Annotated in this window: 14 protein-coding genes and 1 riboswitch; of the genes, 4 read left to right on the top strand and 10 right to left on the bottom strand. The window is 65.6% G+C overall.

Annotated features, from left to right (window positions below):
• Positions 1-3 precede the first annotated feature (3 nt).
• From J2X38_RS04235 to J2X38_RS04210, 6 genes are all read right to left on the bottom strand, one after another.
• Positions 4-957 (bottom strand): right-handed parallel beta-helix repeat-containing protein, encoded by a 954-nt coding sequence (locus J2X38_RS04235; protein ID WP_310251635.1) that lies wholly within the window; start codon positions 955-957, stop codon positions 4-6.
• A 94-nt stretch (positions 958-1,051) separates the two neighbouring features.
• Complete coding sequence (gene metH / locus J2X38_RS04230; RefSeq protein WP_310251633.1) at positions 1,052-3,670, bottom strand: methionine synthase; 2,619 nt, start codon at positions 3,668-3,670, stop codon at positions 1,052-1,054.
• 22 nt (positions 3,671-3,692) lie between these two features.
• A complete protein-coding gene (locus J2X38_RS04225; RefSeq protein ID WP_058536843.1) occupies positions 3,693-4,217 on the bottom strand; it encodes a GNAT family N-acetyltransferase in 525 nt (174 codons plus the stop codon).
• Positions 4,218-4,221: 4 nt separating this feature from the next.
• Complete coding sequence (locus J2X38_RS04220) at positions 4,222-5,286, bottom strand: homocysteine S-methyltransferase family protein (protein WP_310251630.1); 1,065 nt, start codon at positions 5,284-5,286, stop codon at positions 4,222-4,224.
• Entirely contained in the window at positions 5,283-6,224 is a 942-nt protein-coding gene (gene metF / locus J2X38_RS04215; RefSeq protein ID WP_310251628.1) for a methylenetetrahydrofolate reductase [NAD(P)H], read from the bottom strand. The genes J2X38_RS04220 and metF overlap by 4 nt, the downstream gene beginning before the upstream one ends.
• A complete protein-coding gene (locus tag J2X38_RS04210; protein ID WP_310251626.1) occupies positions 6,221-7,207 on the bottom strand; it encodes a metalloregulator ArsR/SmtB family transcription factor in 987 nt (328 codons plus the stop codon). Before J2X38_RS04210 ends, metF begins: the two co-directional genes overlap by 4 nt.
• Positions 7,208-7,436: 229 nt before the next feature.
• Here J2X38_RS04210 and J2X38_RS04205 point away from each other — a divergent pair, with 229 nt between their 5' ends.
• From J2X38_RS04205 to J2X38_RS04190, 4 genes are all read left to right on the top strand, one after another.
• Positions 7,437-7,769 (top strand): hypothetical protein, encoded by a 333-nt coding sequence (locus tag J2X38_RS04205; protein ID WP_058536846.1) that lies wholly within the window; start codon positions 7,437-7,439, stop codon positions 7,767-7,769.
• 180 nt (positions 7,770-7,949) lie between these two features.
• On the top strand, positions 7,950-8,279 hold the full coding sequence (locus J2X38_RS04200; protein ID WP_037514457.1) for a hypothetical protein: 330 nt from the start codon (positions 7,950-7,952) through the stop codon (positions 8,277-8,279).
• A 78-nt stretch (positions 8,280-8,357) separates the two neighbouring features.
• Positions 8,358-8,570 (top strand): hypothetical protein, encoded by a 213-nt coding sequence (locus J2X38_RS04195; RefSeq protein ID WP_156419758.1) that lies wholly within the window; start codon positions 8,358-8,360, stop codon positions 8,568-8,570.
• A 34-nt stretch (positions 8,571-8,604) separates the two neighbouring features.
• Positions 8,605-8,697: riboswitch (ZMP/ZTP riboswitch) on the top strand.
• Positions 8,698-8,718: 21 nt separating this feature from the next.
• On the top strand, positions 8,719-9,399 hold the full coding sequence (locus J2X38_RS04190; protein WP_310251623.1) for a DJ-1/PfpI family protein: 681 nt from the start codon (positions 8,719-8,721) through the stop codon (positions 9,397-9,399).
• A 10-nt stretch (positions 9,400-9,409) separates the two neighbouring features.
• Here J2X38_RS04190 and J2X38_RS04185 read toward each other — a convergent pair whose 3' ends face one another.
• The 4 genes from J2X38_RS04185 to J2X38_RS04170 all read right to left on the bottom strand — a co-directional run bounded on the left by J2X38_RS04185 (position 9,410) and on the right by J2X38_RS04170 (position 13,971).
• Positions 9,410-10,177, bottom strand: coding sequence for a glutaminyl-peptide cyclotransferase (locus tag J2X38_RS04185; RefSeq protein ID WP_310251621.1), 768 nt, complete (start codon positions 10,175-10,177; stop codon positions 9,410-9,412).
• Between the two features lie 270 nt (positions 10,178-10,447).
• Positions 10,448-12,091, bottom strand: coding sequence for a chaperonin GroEL (gene groL, locus J2X38_RS04180; RefSeq protein ID WP_058536849.1), 1,644 nt, complete (start codon positions 12,089-12,091; stop codon positions 10,448-10,450).
• A gap of 63 nt (positions 12,092-12,154) precedes the next feature.
• The gene (gene groES / locus J2X38_RS04175) at positions 12,155-12,442 is read right to left on the bottom strand and encodes a co-chaperone GroES (RefSeq protein WP_037514464.1); all 288 of its coding nucleotides are present in this window, start codon (positions 12,440-12,442) and stop codon (positions 12,155-12,157) included.
• Between the two features lie 131 nt (positions 12,443-12,573).
• On the bottom strand, positions 12,574-13,971 hold the full coding sequence (locus tag J2X38_RS04170) for an MATE family efflux transporter (RefSeq protein WP_310251613.1): 1,398 nt from the start codon (positions 13,969-13,971) through the stop codon (positions 12,574-12,576).
• Positions 13,972-14,075: the final 104 nt, after the last annotated feature.

Here is a 14,075-nt window from a genome sequence, read left to right as displayed (position 1 = left end):
GCCCTAAATCTTTTCGAAGCGGGTCAGCCCCGGCCCCAGTTCGTTCGGCCCGATCGCCAGCGGCTCGCCGCTCCAGTCGGCGACGAAGATCGTCTTGCGGCCGGTGCCCTGCGGAACGCTCGCACGATTGCCTTCGATGATCAGCCCGCGCGACGGATTGTCGCGCGCCTCGGCTGCGATCGCGATCAGCGCCCCGTAATTTTCCTTGTCGCGTCCCTGGATCATCAGGTTGTTTGCAATCCGTCCGGTCGATCCCGCGGGCAGGTCGATCAGATAATTGGTCGCGGTGCCCTGCGTATCATCGAAGCTGTTGTCGCGGATTTCGACGCGCGGCGAGCGGGTCTTGAGATAATGGCCGCCGCTGCCCTTTTCAAAGCGCGTGCGCGTGACGACGACGCGGCCATAGACGCCGGTATAAACGCTGTGCGCGCAGCTGAGGCCGCGGTCGCAGCGGCCGAGGCGCGAGAAGGTCGAGCGGTCGATCGTCAGCGTCGCCGCGGGGTCGTCGGCGGTGAGGATCCCTTCCTCGCTGTTGCGGAACAGGCTGTTCACGACGTCGAGATTGCTTTTTTCGAGGCGGATGCCCGCGCCATTGCCGTCGGGGACGCGCATATTCTGGAACACGATCCCGTCGATTTTCGCGCCCGCGCCGCGCAGCACCAGCGCCGCCTTGCCCTCGCACGTCACGCCGTCGAAGATCGCCCGGCCGGGCTCGACGGCGACGAACGCGATACGGCCCGCGGTCTGCACCGCGCAGTCACGATGATAGCCGGGGGCGACGCGGATGGTGCCCTCGCCTTCGCCGATCGCATCGACGGCGTCCTGCAGCCGTCCGAAGCTGCGGCCATCGACGCTGTAAGGTGCGCCCCCGGTCTGCGCGGGCAGCGGCACCGGCGCGAGAAGCAGCGGGAGGGCGAGCAGCGGCAACAAGGGCCGGCGAAGAAGTGCCTTGAACATGCCGCCGCCCATAGCGGCTTTCGGCGCGTCCGTCGTTGGCGAAGCTGGTTAATCGCGCGCCTGTCCCCTTATCGGACAGGCGCGCGGACGCAGGTTAATCCAGATTGGGCCGCAGCCAGCGCGTCGCGGTTTCGATGTCGACGCCGCGCCGCTCCGCATAATCTTCGAGCTGGTCGCTTCCGATCCGGGCGACACCGAAATACTGGCTTTCGGGATGCCCGAAATAAAAGCCGCTGACCGCCGCGGTCGGCAACATCGCAAAGCTTTCGGTCAACACCAGCCCGGCATTGTCGCCGGCCGCCAGCAAGTCGAACAGGATCGGCTTCAGGCTGTGGTCGGGGCATGCCGGATAGCCAGGGGCGGGTCGGATACCGCGATATTCTTCCTTGATCAGCGCCTCGTTGGTCAGCTGCTCGCCGGGCGCATAGCCCCACAGGGTGGTGCGGACATGCTGGTGCAGCCGCTCGGCGAAGGCCTCGGCGAAGCGGTCGGCCAGCGCCTTCAGCAAGATATCGGAATAATCGTCCTTGTCGGCGCGGAAGCGTTCCGAATGCGGCTCGATGCCATGGATGCCGACCGCGAAGCCGCCCATCCAGTCGCCCGCCGGATCGATGAAATCGGCGAGGCACATATTGGCGCGGTCGCGGCTCTTCTTGACCTGCTGACGCAGGAAAGGAAGCGTCACATGGCGCTCCTCCTCGGCGATGTGGATCGTGACGCTGTCACCGTCGCGCGCGCACGGCCAGAGGGCGCAGACGCCGCGTGCGGTCAGCCACTTCTCCGCGATCAGCTTGTCGAGCATCGCATCGGCATCGGCCTTCAGCGCCTGCGCCGTTTCGCCGACCACGTCGTCGTCCATGATCGACGGCCAGGTGCCGTGCAATTCCCACGCGCGGAAAAAGGGCGTCCAGTCGATGCATTCGCGCAAATCGTCGAGCGACCAGTCGTCGAAGCGGTGCAGCCCGGGCTGCAGCGGCGGCGCAGGCTTGTCGCTGAGATAGGCGTCGTAATAATTGGCACGTGCTTCTTCGAGAGTGTGCAGCACGCTCTGCCCCTTGCCCGCGCGCACGTCGCGGATATGGGCATAGTCGTCCTTATATCCCTGCACATAGGTCTCGCGCCCGGTATCGCTGACCAGCGAGGTTGCTACGCCCACCGCGCGGCTCGCATCAAGGACGTGGAGCACCGGGCCCTGATAGGCGGGATCGATGCGCAGCGCGGTATGGACTTTCGATGTCGTCGCGCCGCCGATCAGCAGCGGCATGGTCATGCCCGCGCGCTGCATTTCCTCGGCCACCGTCACCATCTCGTCGAGCGAGGGGGTGATCAGGCCCGAGAGGCCGATCATGTCGGCGTCATTCTCGTTCGCCGCCTCGAGGATCTTCGACCACGGCACCATCACGCCGAGATCGACGATCTCGAACCCGTTACACTGGAGCACGACGCCGACGATATTCTTGCCGATGTCGTGGACGTCGCCCTTCACGGTCGCCATCACGACCTTGCCCTTGCCCTTTGCGCCCGGCTCCTTCGATGCCTCGATGAAGGGCAGCAGGTGCGCGACGGCCTTTTTCATCACGCGCGCCGATTTCACCACCTGCGGCAGGAACATCTTGCCCGACCCGAACAGGTCGCCGACGACATTCATGCCGTCCATCAGCGGCCCCTCGATCACCTCGATCGGGCGCGGCATCAGCAGGCGCATTTCCTCGGTATCGTCGACGACATAAGCGTCGATGCCCTTGACGAGCGCATGCTCGAGCCGCTTGGCGACCGGCCAGCCGCGCCATTCCTCGGCCGCCTTTTCCTGCGCCGCGCTGGTGCCCTTATAGCGTTCGGCGAGCGCGATCAGCCGCTCGGTCGGGCTTTCGGCCTCGCCCTCGACCTTGCGGTTGAGCACGACATCCTCGACCGCCTGACGCAGTTCGGGGTCGATCGTGTCGTAGACGTCGAGCTGCCCCGCATTGACGATCGCCATGTCGAGCCCGGCGGGGATCGCATAATAGAGGAAGACGCTGTGCATCGCGCGCCGCACGACCTCGTTGCCGCGAAAGCCGAAGGACAGGTTCGAGAGCCCGCCCGAGAAATGGACGTGCGGGCAGCGGACGCGGATGATCTTCACCGCTTCGATGAAATCGACCGCATAATTGTCGTGCTCTTCCAGCCCTGTCGCGACCGCGAACACATTGGGGTCGAAGATGATATCCTCGGGCGGAAAGCCGATCGTCATCAGCAATTTATAGGCGCGCTCGCAAATCTCGATCTTGCGCTCTTTGGTGTCGGCTTGCCCGACCTCATCGAACGCCATCACGACCACCGCGGCGCCATAGGCCATGCACTTGCGCGCATGTTCGAGGAACGGCTCCTCGCCTTCCTTCATGCTGATCGAATTGACGATCGGCTTGCCGGGAACGCATTTCAGCCCCGCCTCGATCACGCTCCATTTCGAGCTGTCGATCATCACCGGCACGCGCGCGATGTCGGGCTCGGCGGCGATCAGCTTGAGGAAGGTCGTCATCGCATATTCGGCGTCGAGCAGACCCTCGTCCATATTGACGTCGATGACCTGCGCGCCGTTTTCGACCTGCTGGCGCGCGACCTCGACCGCCGCGGTGTAGTCGTCGGCGAGGATCAGCTTCTTGAACGCCGCCGATCCGGTGACGTTGGTGCGTTCGCCGATATTGACGAAGCTGGATGAGGCGGCGGTGGTCATCGGGTAATCCTGAAACTGAGTATTAGGCAGCGAGCGGGCGGGCGAGGACGAGATCGTCGTAAAGCTTGCCGCCGACGTTGAACTGGCGCGTGCCGAGGTCGGCGAACCCCTGCTTGCGGTAGAAAGCGAGCGCGCGCTCGTTCTTCGCATAAACGCCCAGAAGCAGGCGGCGATGGCCGCTCGCCGCTTCCAGCGCCTGCTTCATCAACGCCGCGCCGAGCCCGCTGCCGTGAAAGCGCGACAGCGAATAGATGCGCTTCAACTCGATATCGCCTTCAAGCGCCGCGGCGAGGTCGGGCTTACCGACCAGCGCGAAACCGATCGGCGCGCCGCCGGGCTGCGCCTCGGCGATCCACGCGCGCGCGCCGGCCGCCAGATAGGCCTTGTACGCCGCCTCATTGTGGTGCGCGGCGCAATGACCGACGATCGCATCGCCGTCGAGGATGCCCGCGAAGGTTTCGAGGAAGGTCGCGGCGCCGATCAGCGCGAGCGCCGACGCATCGTCGGCTCCGGCTTCCCGGATTGTCCATGTCGGATTGTCGGTCATCGGTTCAGGCCGCCATGGTGAAGGGCTCGAGCCCCGCGAGCCGCGTCCGCACTGGCACCTCGGGAATGTGCCGGGGCGCAAGGCCCTGAACCGCCTTCGCCATCGCCGCGATATGCGCCGGCGTCGACCCGCAGCAGCCGCCGAGGATGTTGACCTGGCCATGCTCGGCCCATTCGCGCACCAGCCCCGCGGTCGTGTCGGGCATTTCGTCATATTCGCCGAGTTCGTTCGGCAGGCCCGCGTTCGGATAGACCATCACCAGCGCGTCGGCGATGTCCGACAGCACGCGGACATGCGGGCGAAGCTGCGACGCGCCGAACGAGCAGTTCAGCCCGATCGTCAGCGGCTTGGCATGGCGGACCGCATACCAGAAGGCCTCGACGGTGTGCCCCGACAGGTTGCGGCCGCTGAGATCGGTGAGCGTCATCGAAATCATCAGCGGCAGCTCGCGCCCGACCTTCGCTTCTGCCTCGAGCGTCGCGGCGATCCCCGCCTTGGCGTTCAGCGTGTCGAAGATCGTCTCGATCAGAATGAAGTCGGCGCCGCCTTCGGCGAGCGCCACGACCTGATCGAGATAGACATTCTTGAGCTCGTCGAAATCGATCTCGCGATAGCCCGGGTTGTTGACGTCGGGCGACAGCGACAAAGTCTTGTTCGTCGGCCCCACCGCGCCCGCGATGAAACGGCGGCGACCGTCGCGCTCCTGATAGCGATCGGCGGCTTCGCGGCCCAGCCGCGCGCTTTCATGGTTGATGTCGGCGACCAGATGTTCGGCGCCATAATCCGCCTGGCTGATCGTGTTGGCGCTGAAGGTGTTCGTCGACACGATGTCCGAACCCGCCGCCAGATAGGCTTCGCCGATCGCGGTGACGACATCGGGCCGCGTCAGCGCGAGGATGTCGTTATTGCCCTTCTGGTCGTGCGTCAGGCCGAGCGAGCCGGCATAGTCGGCCTCGACCAGCTTGCGGAGCTGGATCTGGGTGCCCCAGCCGCCGTCGGTCAGCAGGATGCGTTCCTTCGCCGCTGCCTGCAGGGCTTCGCGTGCGCTGCTCGTCAAATTGGCGGTCATGCGGCTTTCTCCGTCGCGGGCGCCGCCGCCGGGCGCAGGCCCAGAAGATGGCAGATGGCATAACTCAGCTCGGCGCGGTTGAGCGTGTAGAAGTGGAAGTCGCGCACGCCGCCCGCATAGAGGCGGCGGCACATTTCGGCGGCGATCGTTGCGGCGACAAGCTGGCGCGCCGCGGGCAGGTCGTCGAGCCCCTCGAACAGCGAGATCATCCACGCGGGGATCGCGGTGCCGCACATATCGGCCATGCGCCGCGTCTGCGACACGTTCGACACGGGCAGGATGCCCGGGATGATTGGTGCGGTGATCCCCGCCGCCGCAGCCGCGTCGCGGAAACGCAGGAAGCTGTCGGGCGAGAAGAAGAATTGCGTGATCGCGCGCGTCGCGCCCGCGTCGAGCTTGCGCTTCAGATTGTCGAGGTCGGACTGCGGACAATCGGCGTCGGGATGCGTTTCGGGATAGGCGGCGACCGAAATGTCGAACGGCGCAATCGCCTTCAATCCGGCTACGAGTTCGATCGCATTGGCATAGCCGTCGGGATGCGCGCGGTACGGCGCGCCGCCCGGGACGTCACCGCGCAGCGCGACGATATGGCGCACTCCGGCATCCCAATAGGCATGCGCGACCTCGTCGATCTCGGCGCGCGAGGCCTCGACGCACGTCAGGTGCGCGGCGGGCGGAACGGCGCTTTCGGCGGCGATGCGCGCGACGGTCGCATGGGTGCGCTCGCGCGTCGAACCGCCCGCGCCATAAGTGACCGACACAAAGCTGGGGCCCAGCGGCTCGAGCGTGCGGAACGTGTCCCACAGCTGCGCTTCCATCTTCTCGGTCTTCGGCGGGAAGAATTCGAAGCTGACGCCGATATCGCCTTCGAGGTTGGCGAACAGCGGCGAGGCCGCGGCGCGGCGCGCCTCTGCCAGCGAGTTCAAATTCGACGTCATGCCGCAAGCCTTTTATTTTGTCCGTCGCCGATGACGGGGGGTTGATCTTCATCGCTGCGACGGCGGCCGAGCCACAGCTTCACGGCCAGCTCCCCGCCTTCCAGCGTCTGGGTATTTTCCAGCAGCAGCCCCGCCGACGCGAACCAGCCGCGGATCTGCGCGTCCGAAAAGCCGAGACGCGCATGCGCCGCAAAATTGCGCAACTCTTCGTCCTCGTGCGGCGCGAAATCGACGACGAGCAAATGGCCACCGCCGCGCAGCACGCGGCTCGCCTCGGCGATCACGCGGTCGGGCTCGTGCGCGAAATGCAGCGCCTGATGGATGACGATGCTGTCGATGCTCGCATCATCGACCGGCAGGTTCAGGAAGTCGCCCTGGAGCAGGTCGACCGGAACCGATTGCTCCGCCAGCTTGGTGCGCGCGATGCGCAGCATTTCGGGGCTGCGATCGAGTGCGGTGATGCGGCGCGCGGTCGGCGCGAAGATTTCCGCCATCCGGCCGGTGCCGGTGCCGATGTCGAGCAAGTGCCCGAGCCGGCGGTTGTGCATCATCGCCAGCATCGCGGCCTCGACCTCGCTTTCGGCGACGTGGCGCGACCGGATCGCATCCCATTCGGCGGCATGTTCGGCAAAATAGCGTTCGGCGGACGCCGCGCGCTCGTCGCGCACCGCCGCCAGCCGCCGCGCATCATGCGCGATGACCCGCGTCTCGCGCGCAGAGAAGGGCCATTTTTCGGCTTGGCCGATAATGTCGGCGACCGGCCCGCCGTTCGCGATGCGCAGGAAAACCCAGCTTCCTTCGCGCCGCCGCTCGACGATCCCGGCCTCGACAAGGATCCGGACATGGCGCGACACGCGCGGCTGGCTCTGGTCGAGCACGACCGCCAATTCGCCGATCGCGAGCTCCATCTCGCGCAAAAGCGCGACGACTCGCAATCGCGTCGGGTCCGCGAGGGCACGGAAAATGTCGATCAGCTCGCTCATGGAGCAACATATAAAGCTTTCTTTATATCCGGTCAACCAAGCGCCGCTCCCCTATTTCCGCCACGCACCCTTCAGCCGGGACCGAATTACGACGAAACAGCGGGGCTCTGGCAAAAAGGGCGTTGCGTGCCATTTGGCGAGGGGGTAATTCTGCGCGCGATTGGCAAATTTCGGGATCGATCAGTTCCTGTGCCGATCGGTCAGTTCAAACCGAGAGGGGTATTCCCAAATGAAGAAATCGATCACTCTGTCGCTCGTCCTCGCCGCCTCGATGGGCCTCGCTGCTTGCGCCGAAAAGGCTGCCGACGACACGGCTGCTGCAACCGAAGACGCAGCCGCGACCGTCGAAGGCGCTGCTGATGGCGCGATGGAAGCGGCCGAAGGCGCTGCCGACGCGACCGCAGCTGCTGCTGGCGAAGCCGGCGCCGCTGCCGACGCCGCTGGCGATGCCGCTGCCTCGGGCGACGCTGCCAAGGCTGCCGACAAGGCGACCGAAGCCGCCGATGCTGCCAAGGAAGCTGCCGACGCCGCCAAGGGCGCGATGGAAGAAGCCAAGAAGTAAGCGTCTTTTCGGCCTTTCAGGCCGAAGAAATGCCACAGGCAAAGGGGGGTCGCCGGTTCGCCGGTGGCCCCTTTTTCATTCGGGACAGGTATCAATCGGCGCAGTTGCCAAGCCCCTGATCCGCCGTTAACTCTCAGTCCCTATGGCCGTCGCCCGGCCATTGCATTCGAAAGGAATATCATGCGCAAGATCATCATCGCCTCGATGGCCGCCGCGGCCTTCAGCCTCGCCGCCTGCTCGGAAAAGACCCAGGACGCCGCTTCGGAAACCGCCACTTCGGCCGCCGATGACGCCGCCGCCGCTGGCGATGCCGCTGCCGATGCTGCCGCTGGCGCTGCCGACGCGACGGCTGCTGCCGCCGACGAAGCCGCCGATGCGACCGCCGCCGCCGCCGACAAGGCCGGCAACGCCGTCGAAGGCACCGTGAACGCCGCTGGCGAAGCCGCCGACAAGGCCGGCGCCAATATTGCCGAAGAAACCAAGAAGGCCGAAGCCAACGACAAGAAGTAAGTCGTCGGCACGCCTTCGGGCTGATATCGGGGGCTCCATCCACCACGGATGGGGCCCTTTTTCATGGGAGCGCATGCGATGATCGACCTTCGGATGACGAGCGCCGCGCTCGCGATGCTGATCCTGACGACGGGATGCAGCCGTACCGACAATGAGCCCGGCCCCGGCGGCGTGACCGTCAGCGAGGCCAAGGCGCTCGACGATGCCGCCGAAATGCTCGAAAGCCGCGATAGCGCGCCGGTAGCCGCCGCGGACAAGCCGGACGGCGACGCCGAAAAGACCGTCAAATAGCGCCTTCCCCTCGCCGCATCAGGGCGTTAGGCTGCTCTCGCCCCGCAACTGGCGCTGAAGATGGAGTCCCATCGGGAAGCGGGGCGGACCGACGGGTCGACAGGAGCCGCGCGCCTGGGTGATCCATCGCCAGCGCAAGGACATCCGCATGACCGATACGCCCGCCACCACCATCGTCTTCCTGCTCTTTCCCGGTATCACCCAGCTCGATTTCACCGCTCCCGCGCAGGCGCTTTCGCGCATGCCCGGCGCCATACTCGCGGGCGCCGCGGCCAGCCTCGACCCGATCATGACCGACAGCGGCTTCGCGATCGTGCCGACGCATGATTTCGCGAGTGCGCCGCAGGGCGACATCCTCTGCATCCCCGGCGGGCACGGTGTCGCCGACGCGCTGGGCGACGCCGCGACGATCGATTTCATCGCGCGCCAGGCGGCGGGCGCGCAATGGGTGACGAGCGTCTGCACCGGCGCCTTCCTGCTCGGCCGCGCCGGGCTGCTCGACGGCAAGCGCGCGACGACGCACTGGGCCTATACCCACCTGCTGCCACTGGTCGGTGCCGAAACGGTGAAGGCACGCGTCGTCGAGGACGGGAATGTCGTGACCAGCGGCGGCGTCACCTCGGGGCTCGATTTCGCGCTGACCTTGATCGCCCGGCTGCGCGGCGATGCGGTCGCGCAGGCGATCCAGCTCGCGATCGAATATGACCCCGCGCCGCCCTTCCCCGGCGGCCATCCCGACCGCGCGCCCAAGGCGATCACCGCGGGATTGAAAGAGCATGTCTATGACGCCGCGGCAGCGCGGATGGAGGCGGCGTTGTCGGGCGGTTAGGGTCTGGACCCTAACGGCAGCCCGCGAGTGCGATTTCGTAAAGTTTCGGCCAATATTTTCCGGTGACGAACAAGCGCTTCGTTTTCGCGTCCCATGCAATGCCGTTGAGCACGCTGTCGGTCCCCCTGACACCGGCGTCGGCCTTGAGCCCCGTCAGGTTGACGAGCGAGACGACGTTGCCGGTGGCGGGATCGATGCGGACGATGAAGTCGGTCATCCACACATTCGCCCAGATCTGGCCGTCGATCGTCTCCAGCTCGTTGATCATCGAGATCGGCCGGCCGCCGAAGCGCACCGTGACACGCCTCTGCTCCTTCATTGTCGCGGGATCGAAGAAGCGGAGCTCCGTCGTGCCGTCGCTGAGCACCAGGCTGCCTTCGACCATCGTCACGCCCCAGCCCTCGCCTTCATATTTGAAGGTGCCGACGCGTTTCAGATCCTTGATCGACCAGCGATTGCCGGCGCCGCCCTGCCAGGTCACGCCGATGATCTGATCACCCCAGCGCGTGATGCCTTCGCCGAACTGGTCCGCCGGCAGCTTTGTCTGCGCCAGCGCCTTGCCGGTCTTGAGGTCGAGCCGCGCCACGCGGGACTGACCATATTGACCGGTGGCCTCGTACAGATGCCCCTCGTCCCAGAAGAGGCCCTGGGTGAAGCTGGTCGCGTCGTGCGGGAAGGTTTCGACGATGCGGTAGCCGCAGCGCTCGATCGGCGGCGGCGCGGGCGTTGCCGCGGCCGGAGGATCGGCGAGCAGGGCGAGAGCGAGGACGAAGATCATCGCTGCCCTAGCTATGCCGCATCGCCTGAACTGGCAATGTCCCGCCTGCCCTATTTCGCCATGCCATTTTCGTCATGCCGGACTTGATCCGGCATCCATGACGCCGCCCGTGACATGGACCCCGGATCAAGTCCGGGGTGACGATGGAGATAAGTTGCACAAAGAAAAGGGCCGGAGGATTGCTCCCCCGGCCCTTCTTTTTTGACTTGGCCGTTCGGCAAGTCGGCATGCGACCCCGGCCTTCGCCGGGGTGACGACCTGTTGGGGTCGTCAGAAGTCCATGCCGCCCATGCCGCCCATGCCGCCGCCGCCCATGGGCATGGCGGGCTTGTCGTCAGGCGTTTCGGCGATGCCGGCTTCGGTGGTGATCAGCAGACCGGCAACCGAGGCAGCGTCTTGCAGCGCGGTGCGCACGACCTTGGTCGGGTCGATGACGCCGGCCTTGACCAGGTCTTCATAGACGTCGGTCGAGGCGTTGAAGCCGAAGTTGCTGTCGTTCTGGTCGAACAGCTTGCCCGCGACGACACCGCCGTCGAAGCCCGCGTTTTCGGCGATCTGGCGAACCGGAGCCTGCAGCGCGCGACGGATGATGTCGATGCCGCGGGTCTGGTCTTCGTTGACGCCCGACATGCCGTCGAGAGCCTTCGTCGCGTACAGAAGCGCCGTACCGCCGCCGGGGACAATGCCTTCTTCGACCGCAGCGCGGGTCGCGTGGAGCGCGTCGTCAACGCGGTCCTTGCGTTCCTTCACTTCGACTTCCGAAGCGCCGCCGACCTTGATCACGGCAACACCGCCGGCGAGCTTCGCCAGACGTTCCTGCAGCTTTTCCTTGTCGTAGTCGCTGGTCGTCGTTTCGATCTGCGCGCGGATCTGTTCGACGCGGCCCTTGATCGCATCATGGTCGCCAGCACCATCGACGATGGTGGTGTTGTCCTTGTCGATCGTGACGCGCTTGGCCTGGCCGAGCATGTTCAGCGTGACCGACTCAAGCTTGATGCCCAGGTCTTCGCTGATCATTTCACCGGCAGTGAGGATCGCGATGTCCTGCAGCATCGCCTTGCGACGATCGCCGAAGCCCGGCGCCTTGACGGCCGCGACCTTCAGGCCGCCGCGCAGGCGGTTGACCACCAGCGTTGCGAGCGCTTCGCCTTCGATGTCTTCGGCGATGATGAGGAGCGGACGGCCCGACTGCACCACGGCTTCGAGGATCGGAAGCATCGACTGGAGGTTCGACAGCTTCTTTTCGAAGATCAGGATGTACGGATCCGAAAGCTCGACGAGCATCTTTTCGGGGTTGGTGATGAAGTAAGGGCTCAGGTAGCCGCGGTCGAACTGCATGCCTTCGACGACATCGAGTTCGAAATCGAGGCCCTTGGCTTCCTCGACGGTGATCACGCCTTCCTTGCCGACCTTTTCCATGGCTTCGGCGATCTTGTCGCCGACTTCCTTGTCGCCATTGGCCGAGATGATGCCGACCTGGGCGATTTCAGCGGTGCCCGACACGGGCTTCGACTGCGCCTTGATCGTTTCGACAACCTTGGTGACCGCGAGGTCGATGCCGCGCTTCAGGTCCATCGGGTTCATGCCGGCGGCAACCGACTTCATGCCTTCGCGCACGATCGCCTGGGCGAGAACGGTCGCGGTGGTGGTGCCGTCGCCGGCCTTGTCGTTCGCCTTCGATGCGACTTCGCGCAGCATCTGGGCGCCCATATTCTCGAACTTGTCCTTAAGTTCGATTTCCTTGGCGACGGTGACGCCGTCCTTGGTGATGCGGGGCGCGCCGAAGCTCTTGTCGATCACGACGTTGCGGCCCTTGGGACCGAGGGTCACCTTCACCGCGTCGGCGAGGGTGTCGACGCCGCGCAGAATGCGCTCACGCGCGTCGCGGCTGAATTTTACGTCTTTAGCAGCCATGGGCTTGTTCCTTTAAAATCCGCAGAAAACTGCGTAACTTCACACTGAATTCGATGAAATCGCTCAGGCGATGACGCCGAGGATGTCCGATTCCTTCATGATCAACAGCTCTTCGCCGTCGACCTTGACTTCGGTGCCCGACCATTTGCCGAACAGGATGCGGTCGCCCGCCTTGACGTCGAGCGGGGTCACCTTGCCGTCATCGGCGCGGGTCCCGGTGCCGACCGAGACGACTTCGCCTTCCTGCGGCTTTTCCTTGGCGGTGTCGGGGATGATGATGCCGCCAGCCGTCTTTTCTTCGGCTTCGATACGGCGAACAAGCACGCGGTCGTGCAGCGGACGAAATTGCATGGAAATCCCTCCAGAGATGGAAATGATGTCGTTTAGCACTCACAGGACGCGAGTGCTAACAGTCGGCCATATGGGTGGGAGTCAGATAGGCGTCAAGCGCAGGGGTACAAGATTCTCGCGAAGTTTTTGCGTCAGGCCGGAAGCAGGCCCAGACGCGCGCGCATCCGCCAGCGGAGCAGCAGCACGGCAGAGACGACAATCAGCCCCACGGCCAGCCCGATCCACACCCCGACTCCGGCGAGCGGCGTCCAGAAGCCGAGATAGATGGCGGTGCCATAACCCGCGATCCAGTAACCGCAGATCGCGATGATCATCGGGGTGCGTGTGTCCTGCAATCCGCGCAGCACGCCGGCCGCCACCGCCTGTGCGCCGTCAAACAGCTGGAAGGCGGCGGCGACGACGAGGAACTGCATCGCGAAACTGACGAGCGCGGCGTTGCGCGCGGCATCGACGTCGACATAGATCGACAGCACGAGCGACGGGAACAGCCACATGATGAGCGCGGTCAGCCCCATGAAGCCGATGCCGAGGATGAGCGACGCCTGCCCCGCGTGTGCGATACCGCGATGGTCGCGCGCGCCATAGAAAAGACCGACGCGGATCGTCGCCGCCTGCGCGACGCCGAAGGGGATCTGGAAGGCGAGCGCCGCGACCTGCAGCGCGATCGTGTGCCCGGCGAGCTCGGTTTCGCCGATGCGGCCCATCAGGAAGGCGGCGCCGGTGAACAGCCCCGCCTCGGCCAGGATCGTCAGGCTGATCGGCGTGCCGATGCGCAGCATGTCGAAAAAGCGCGTCCATTCGGACCGCCACCAGTTGCCGAACAGATGATAACGCCGCAGCCGCCGGTCGCTCTGGATGACGACGACATAGGCGATCAGCATCAGGAAGCTGGTCATCACGCTCGAAATCGCCGAGCCGTGGAGGCCGAGCGCGGGCATGCCGAGGTGGCCGAACACCAGCACCCAGTTGCCCAGCGCATTGACGAACAGCGCGCCGAAGGTGATCGCGGTCGCGATCGTCGGCCGCCCGAGCGCCGAGACGAAGATGCGCAGCACCGCCGCGGCGATCATCGGGAACATGCCCCACATCAGGATCAGCAGGAAGCCCGCGGCACGCGCCGAGGTTTCGGCCGGCTGCCCCGTCGCGAGCATGATCGGCCCGCCCGCGGCGCAGATGCCCATGAAGAGGAGCGAGACCAGCGCGCTGAGCCACAGCGCCATGCGCACCGTCCGCCGCACCTCGCGCACCGCATGCTTGCGGCGGCCGAGTTCGGCGGCGATCAGCGGCGCCGATGCGCCGATAAGGCCGGAGCCGGTCCACAGCAGGAGCCCGAAGATCGCGACGCCGAGCGACGAGGCGGCGAGCGCCGCGTCGCCGAGCCGCGCGACGAAGATCACGTCGATCGCATGGACGAGCATTTGCAGCAGGTTCGCGGCCGCGAGCGGCACCGCAAGCGCCAGCGTCGCGCGGAATTCGGCGCGGAGGCTCGGCGGTGTTTCCGCGGTCAGAGGGGCGGCCTGATGCAGCATAGCCGGCCCGGATAGGCGCACGAATGTTACGGTTCAAGTGCGGCGCGGCGACGGCGGGTTATTTGGTGCCTGGGGGTGGCAGAATGGCAACAGCAATGCGGAGA

The organism is Sphingopyxis sp. BE235, assembly GCF_031457175.1.
Lineage (GTDB): Bacteria > Pseudomonadota > Alphaproteobacteria > Sphingomonadales > Sphingomonadaceae > Sphingopyxis.
Note: the sequence above shows the minus strand (reverse complement) of the source record. Positions and strands in the feature narration are given on the sequence as shown.

Bases quoted from the DNA above. Each gene is read 5' to 3' on its own strand.
- J2X38_RS04235 (WP_310251635.1), bottom strand. From the start codon at position 957: ATGTTCAAGGCACTTCTTCGCCGGCCCTTGTTGCCGCTGCTCGCCCTC.
- metH (WP_310251633.1), bottom strand. From the start codon at position 3,670: ATGACCACCGCCGCCTCATCCAGCTTCGTCAATATCGGCGAACGCACC.
- J2X38_RS04225 (WP_058536843.1), bottom strand. From the start codon at position 4,217: ATGACCGACAATCCGACATGGACAATCCGGGAAGCCGGAGCCGACGAT.
- J2X38_RS04220 (WP_310251630.1), bottom strand. From the start codon at position 5,286: ATGACCGCCAATTTGACGAGCAGCGCACGCGAAGCCCTGCAGGCAGCG.
- metF (WP_310251628.1), bottom strand. From the start codon at position 6,224: ATGACGTCGAATTTGAACTCGCTGGCAGAGGCGCGCCGCGCCGCGGCC.
- J2X38_RS04210 (WP_310251626.1), bottom strand. From the start codon at position 7,207: ATGAGCGAGCTGATCGACATTTTCCGTGCCCTCGCGGACCCGACGCGA.
- J2X38_RS04205 (WP_058536846.1), top strand. From the start codon at position 7,437: ATGAAGAAATCGATCACTCTGTCGCTCGTCCTCGCCGCCTCGATGGGC.
- J2X38_RS04200 (WP_037514457.1), top strand. From the start codon at position 7,950: ATGCGCAAGATCATCATCGCCTCGATGGCCGCCGCGGCCTTCAGCCTC.
- J2X38_RS04195 (WP_156419758.1), top strand. From the start codon at position 8,358: ATGATCGACCTTCGGATGACGAGCGCCGCGCTCGCGATGCTGATCCTG.
- J2X38_RS04190 (WP_310251623.1), top strand. From the start codon at position 8,719: ATGACCGATACGCCCGCCACCACCATCGTCTTCCTGCTCTTTCCCGGT.
- J2X38_RS04185 (WP_310251621.1), bottom strand. From the start codon at position 10,177: ATGATCTTCGTCCTCGCTCTCGCCCTGCTCGCCGATCCTCCGGCCGCG.
- groL (WP_058536849.1), bottom strand. From the start codon at position 12,091: ATGGCTGCTAAAGACGTAAAATTCAGCCGCGACGCGCGTGAGCGCATT.
- groES (WP_037514464.1), bottom strand. From the start codon at position 12,442: ATGCAATTTCGTCCGCTGCACGACCGCGTGCTTGTTCGCCGTATCGAA.
- J2X38_RS04170 (WP_310251613.1), bottom strand. From the start codon at position 13,971: ATGCTGCATCAGGCCGCCCCTCTGACCGCGGAAACACCGCCGAGCCTC.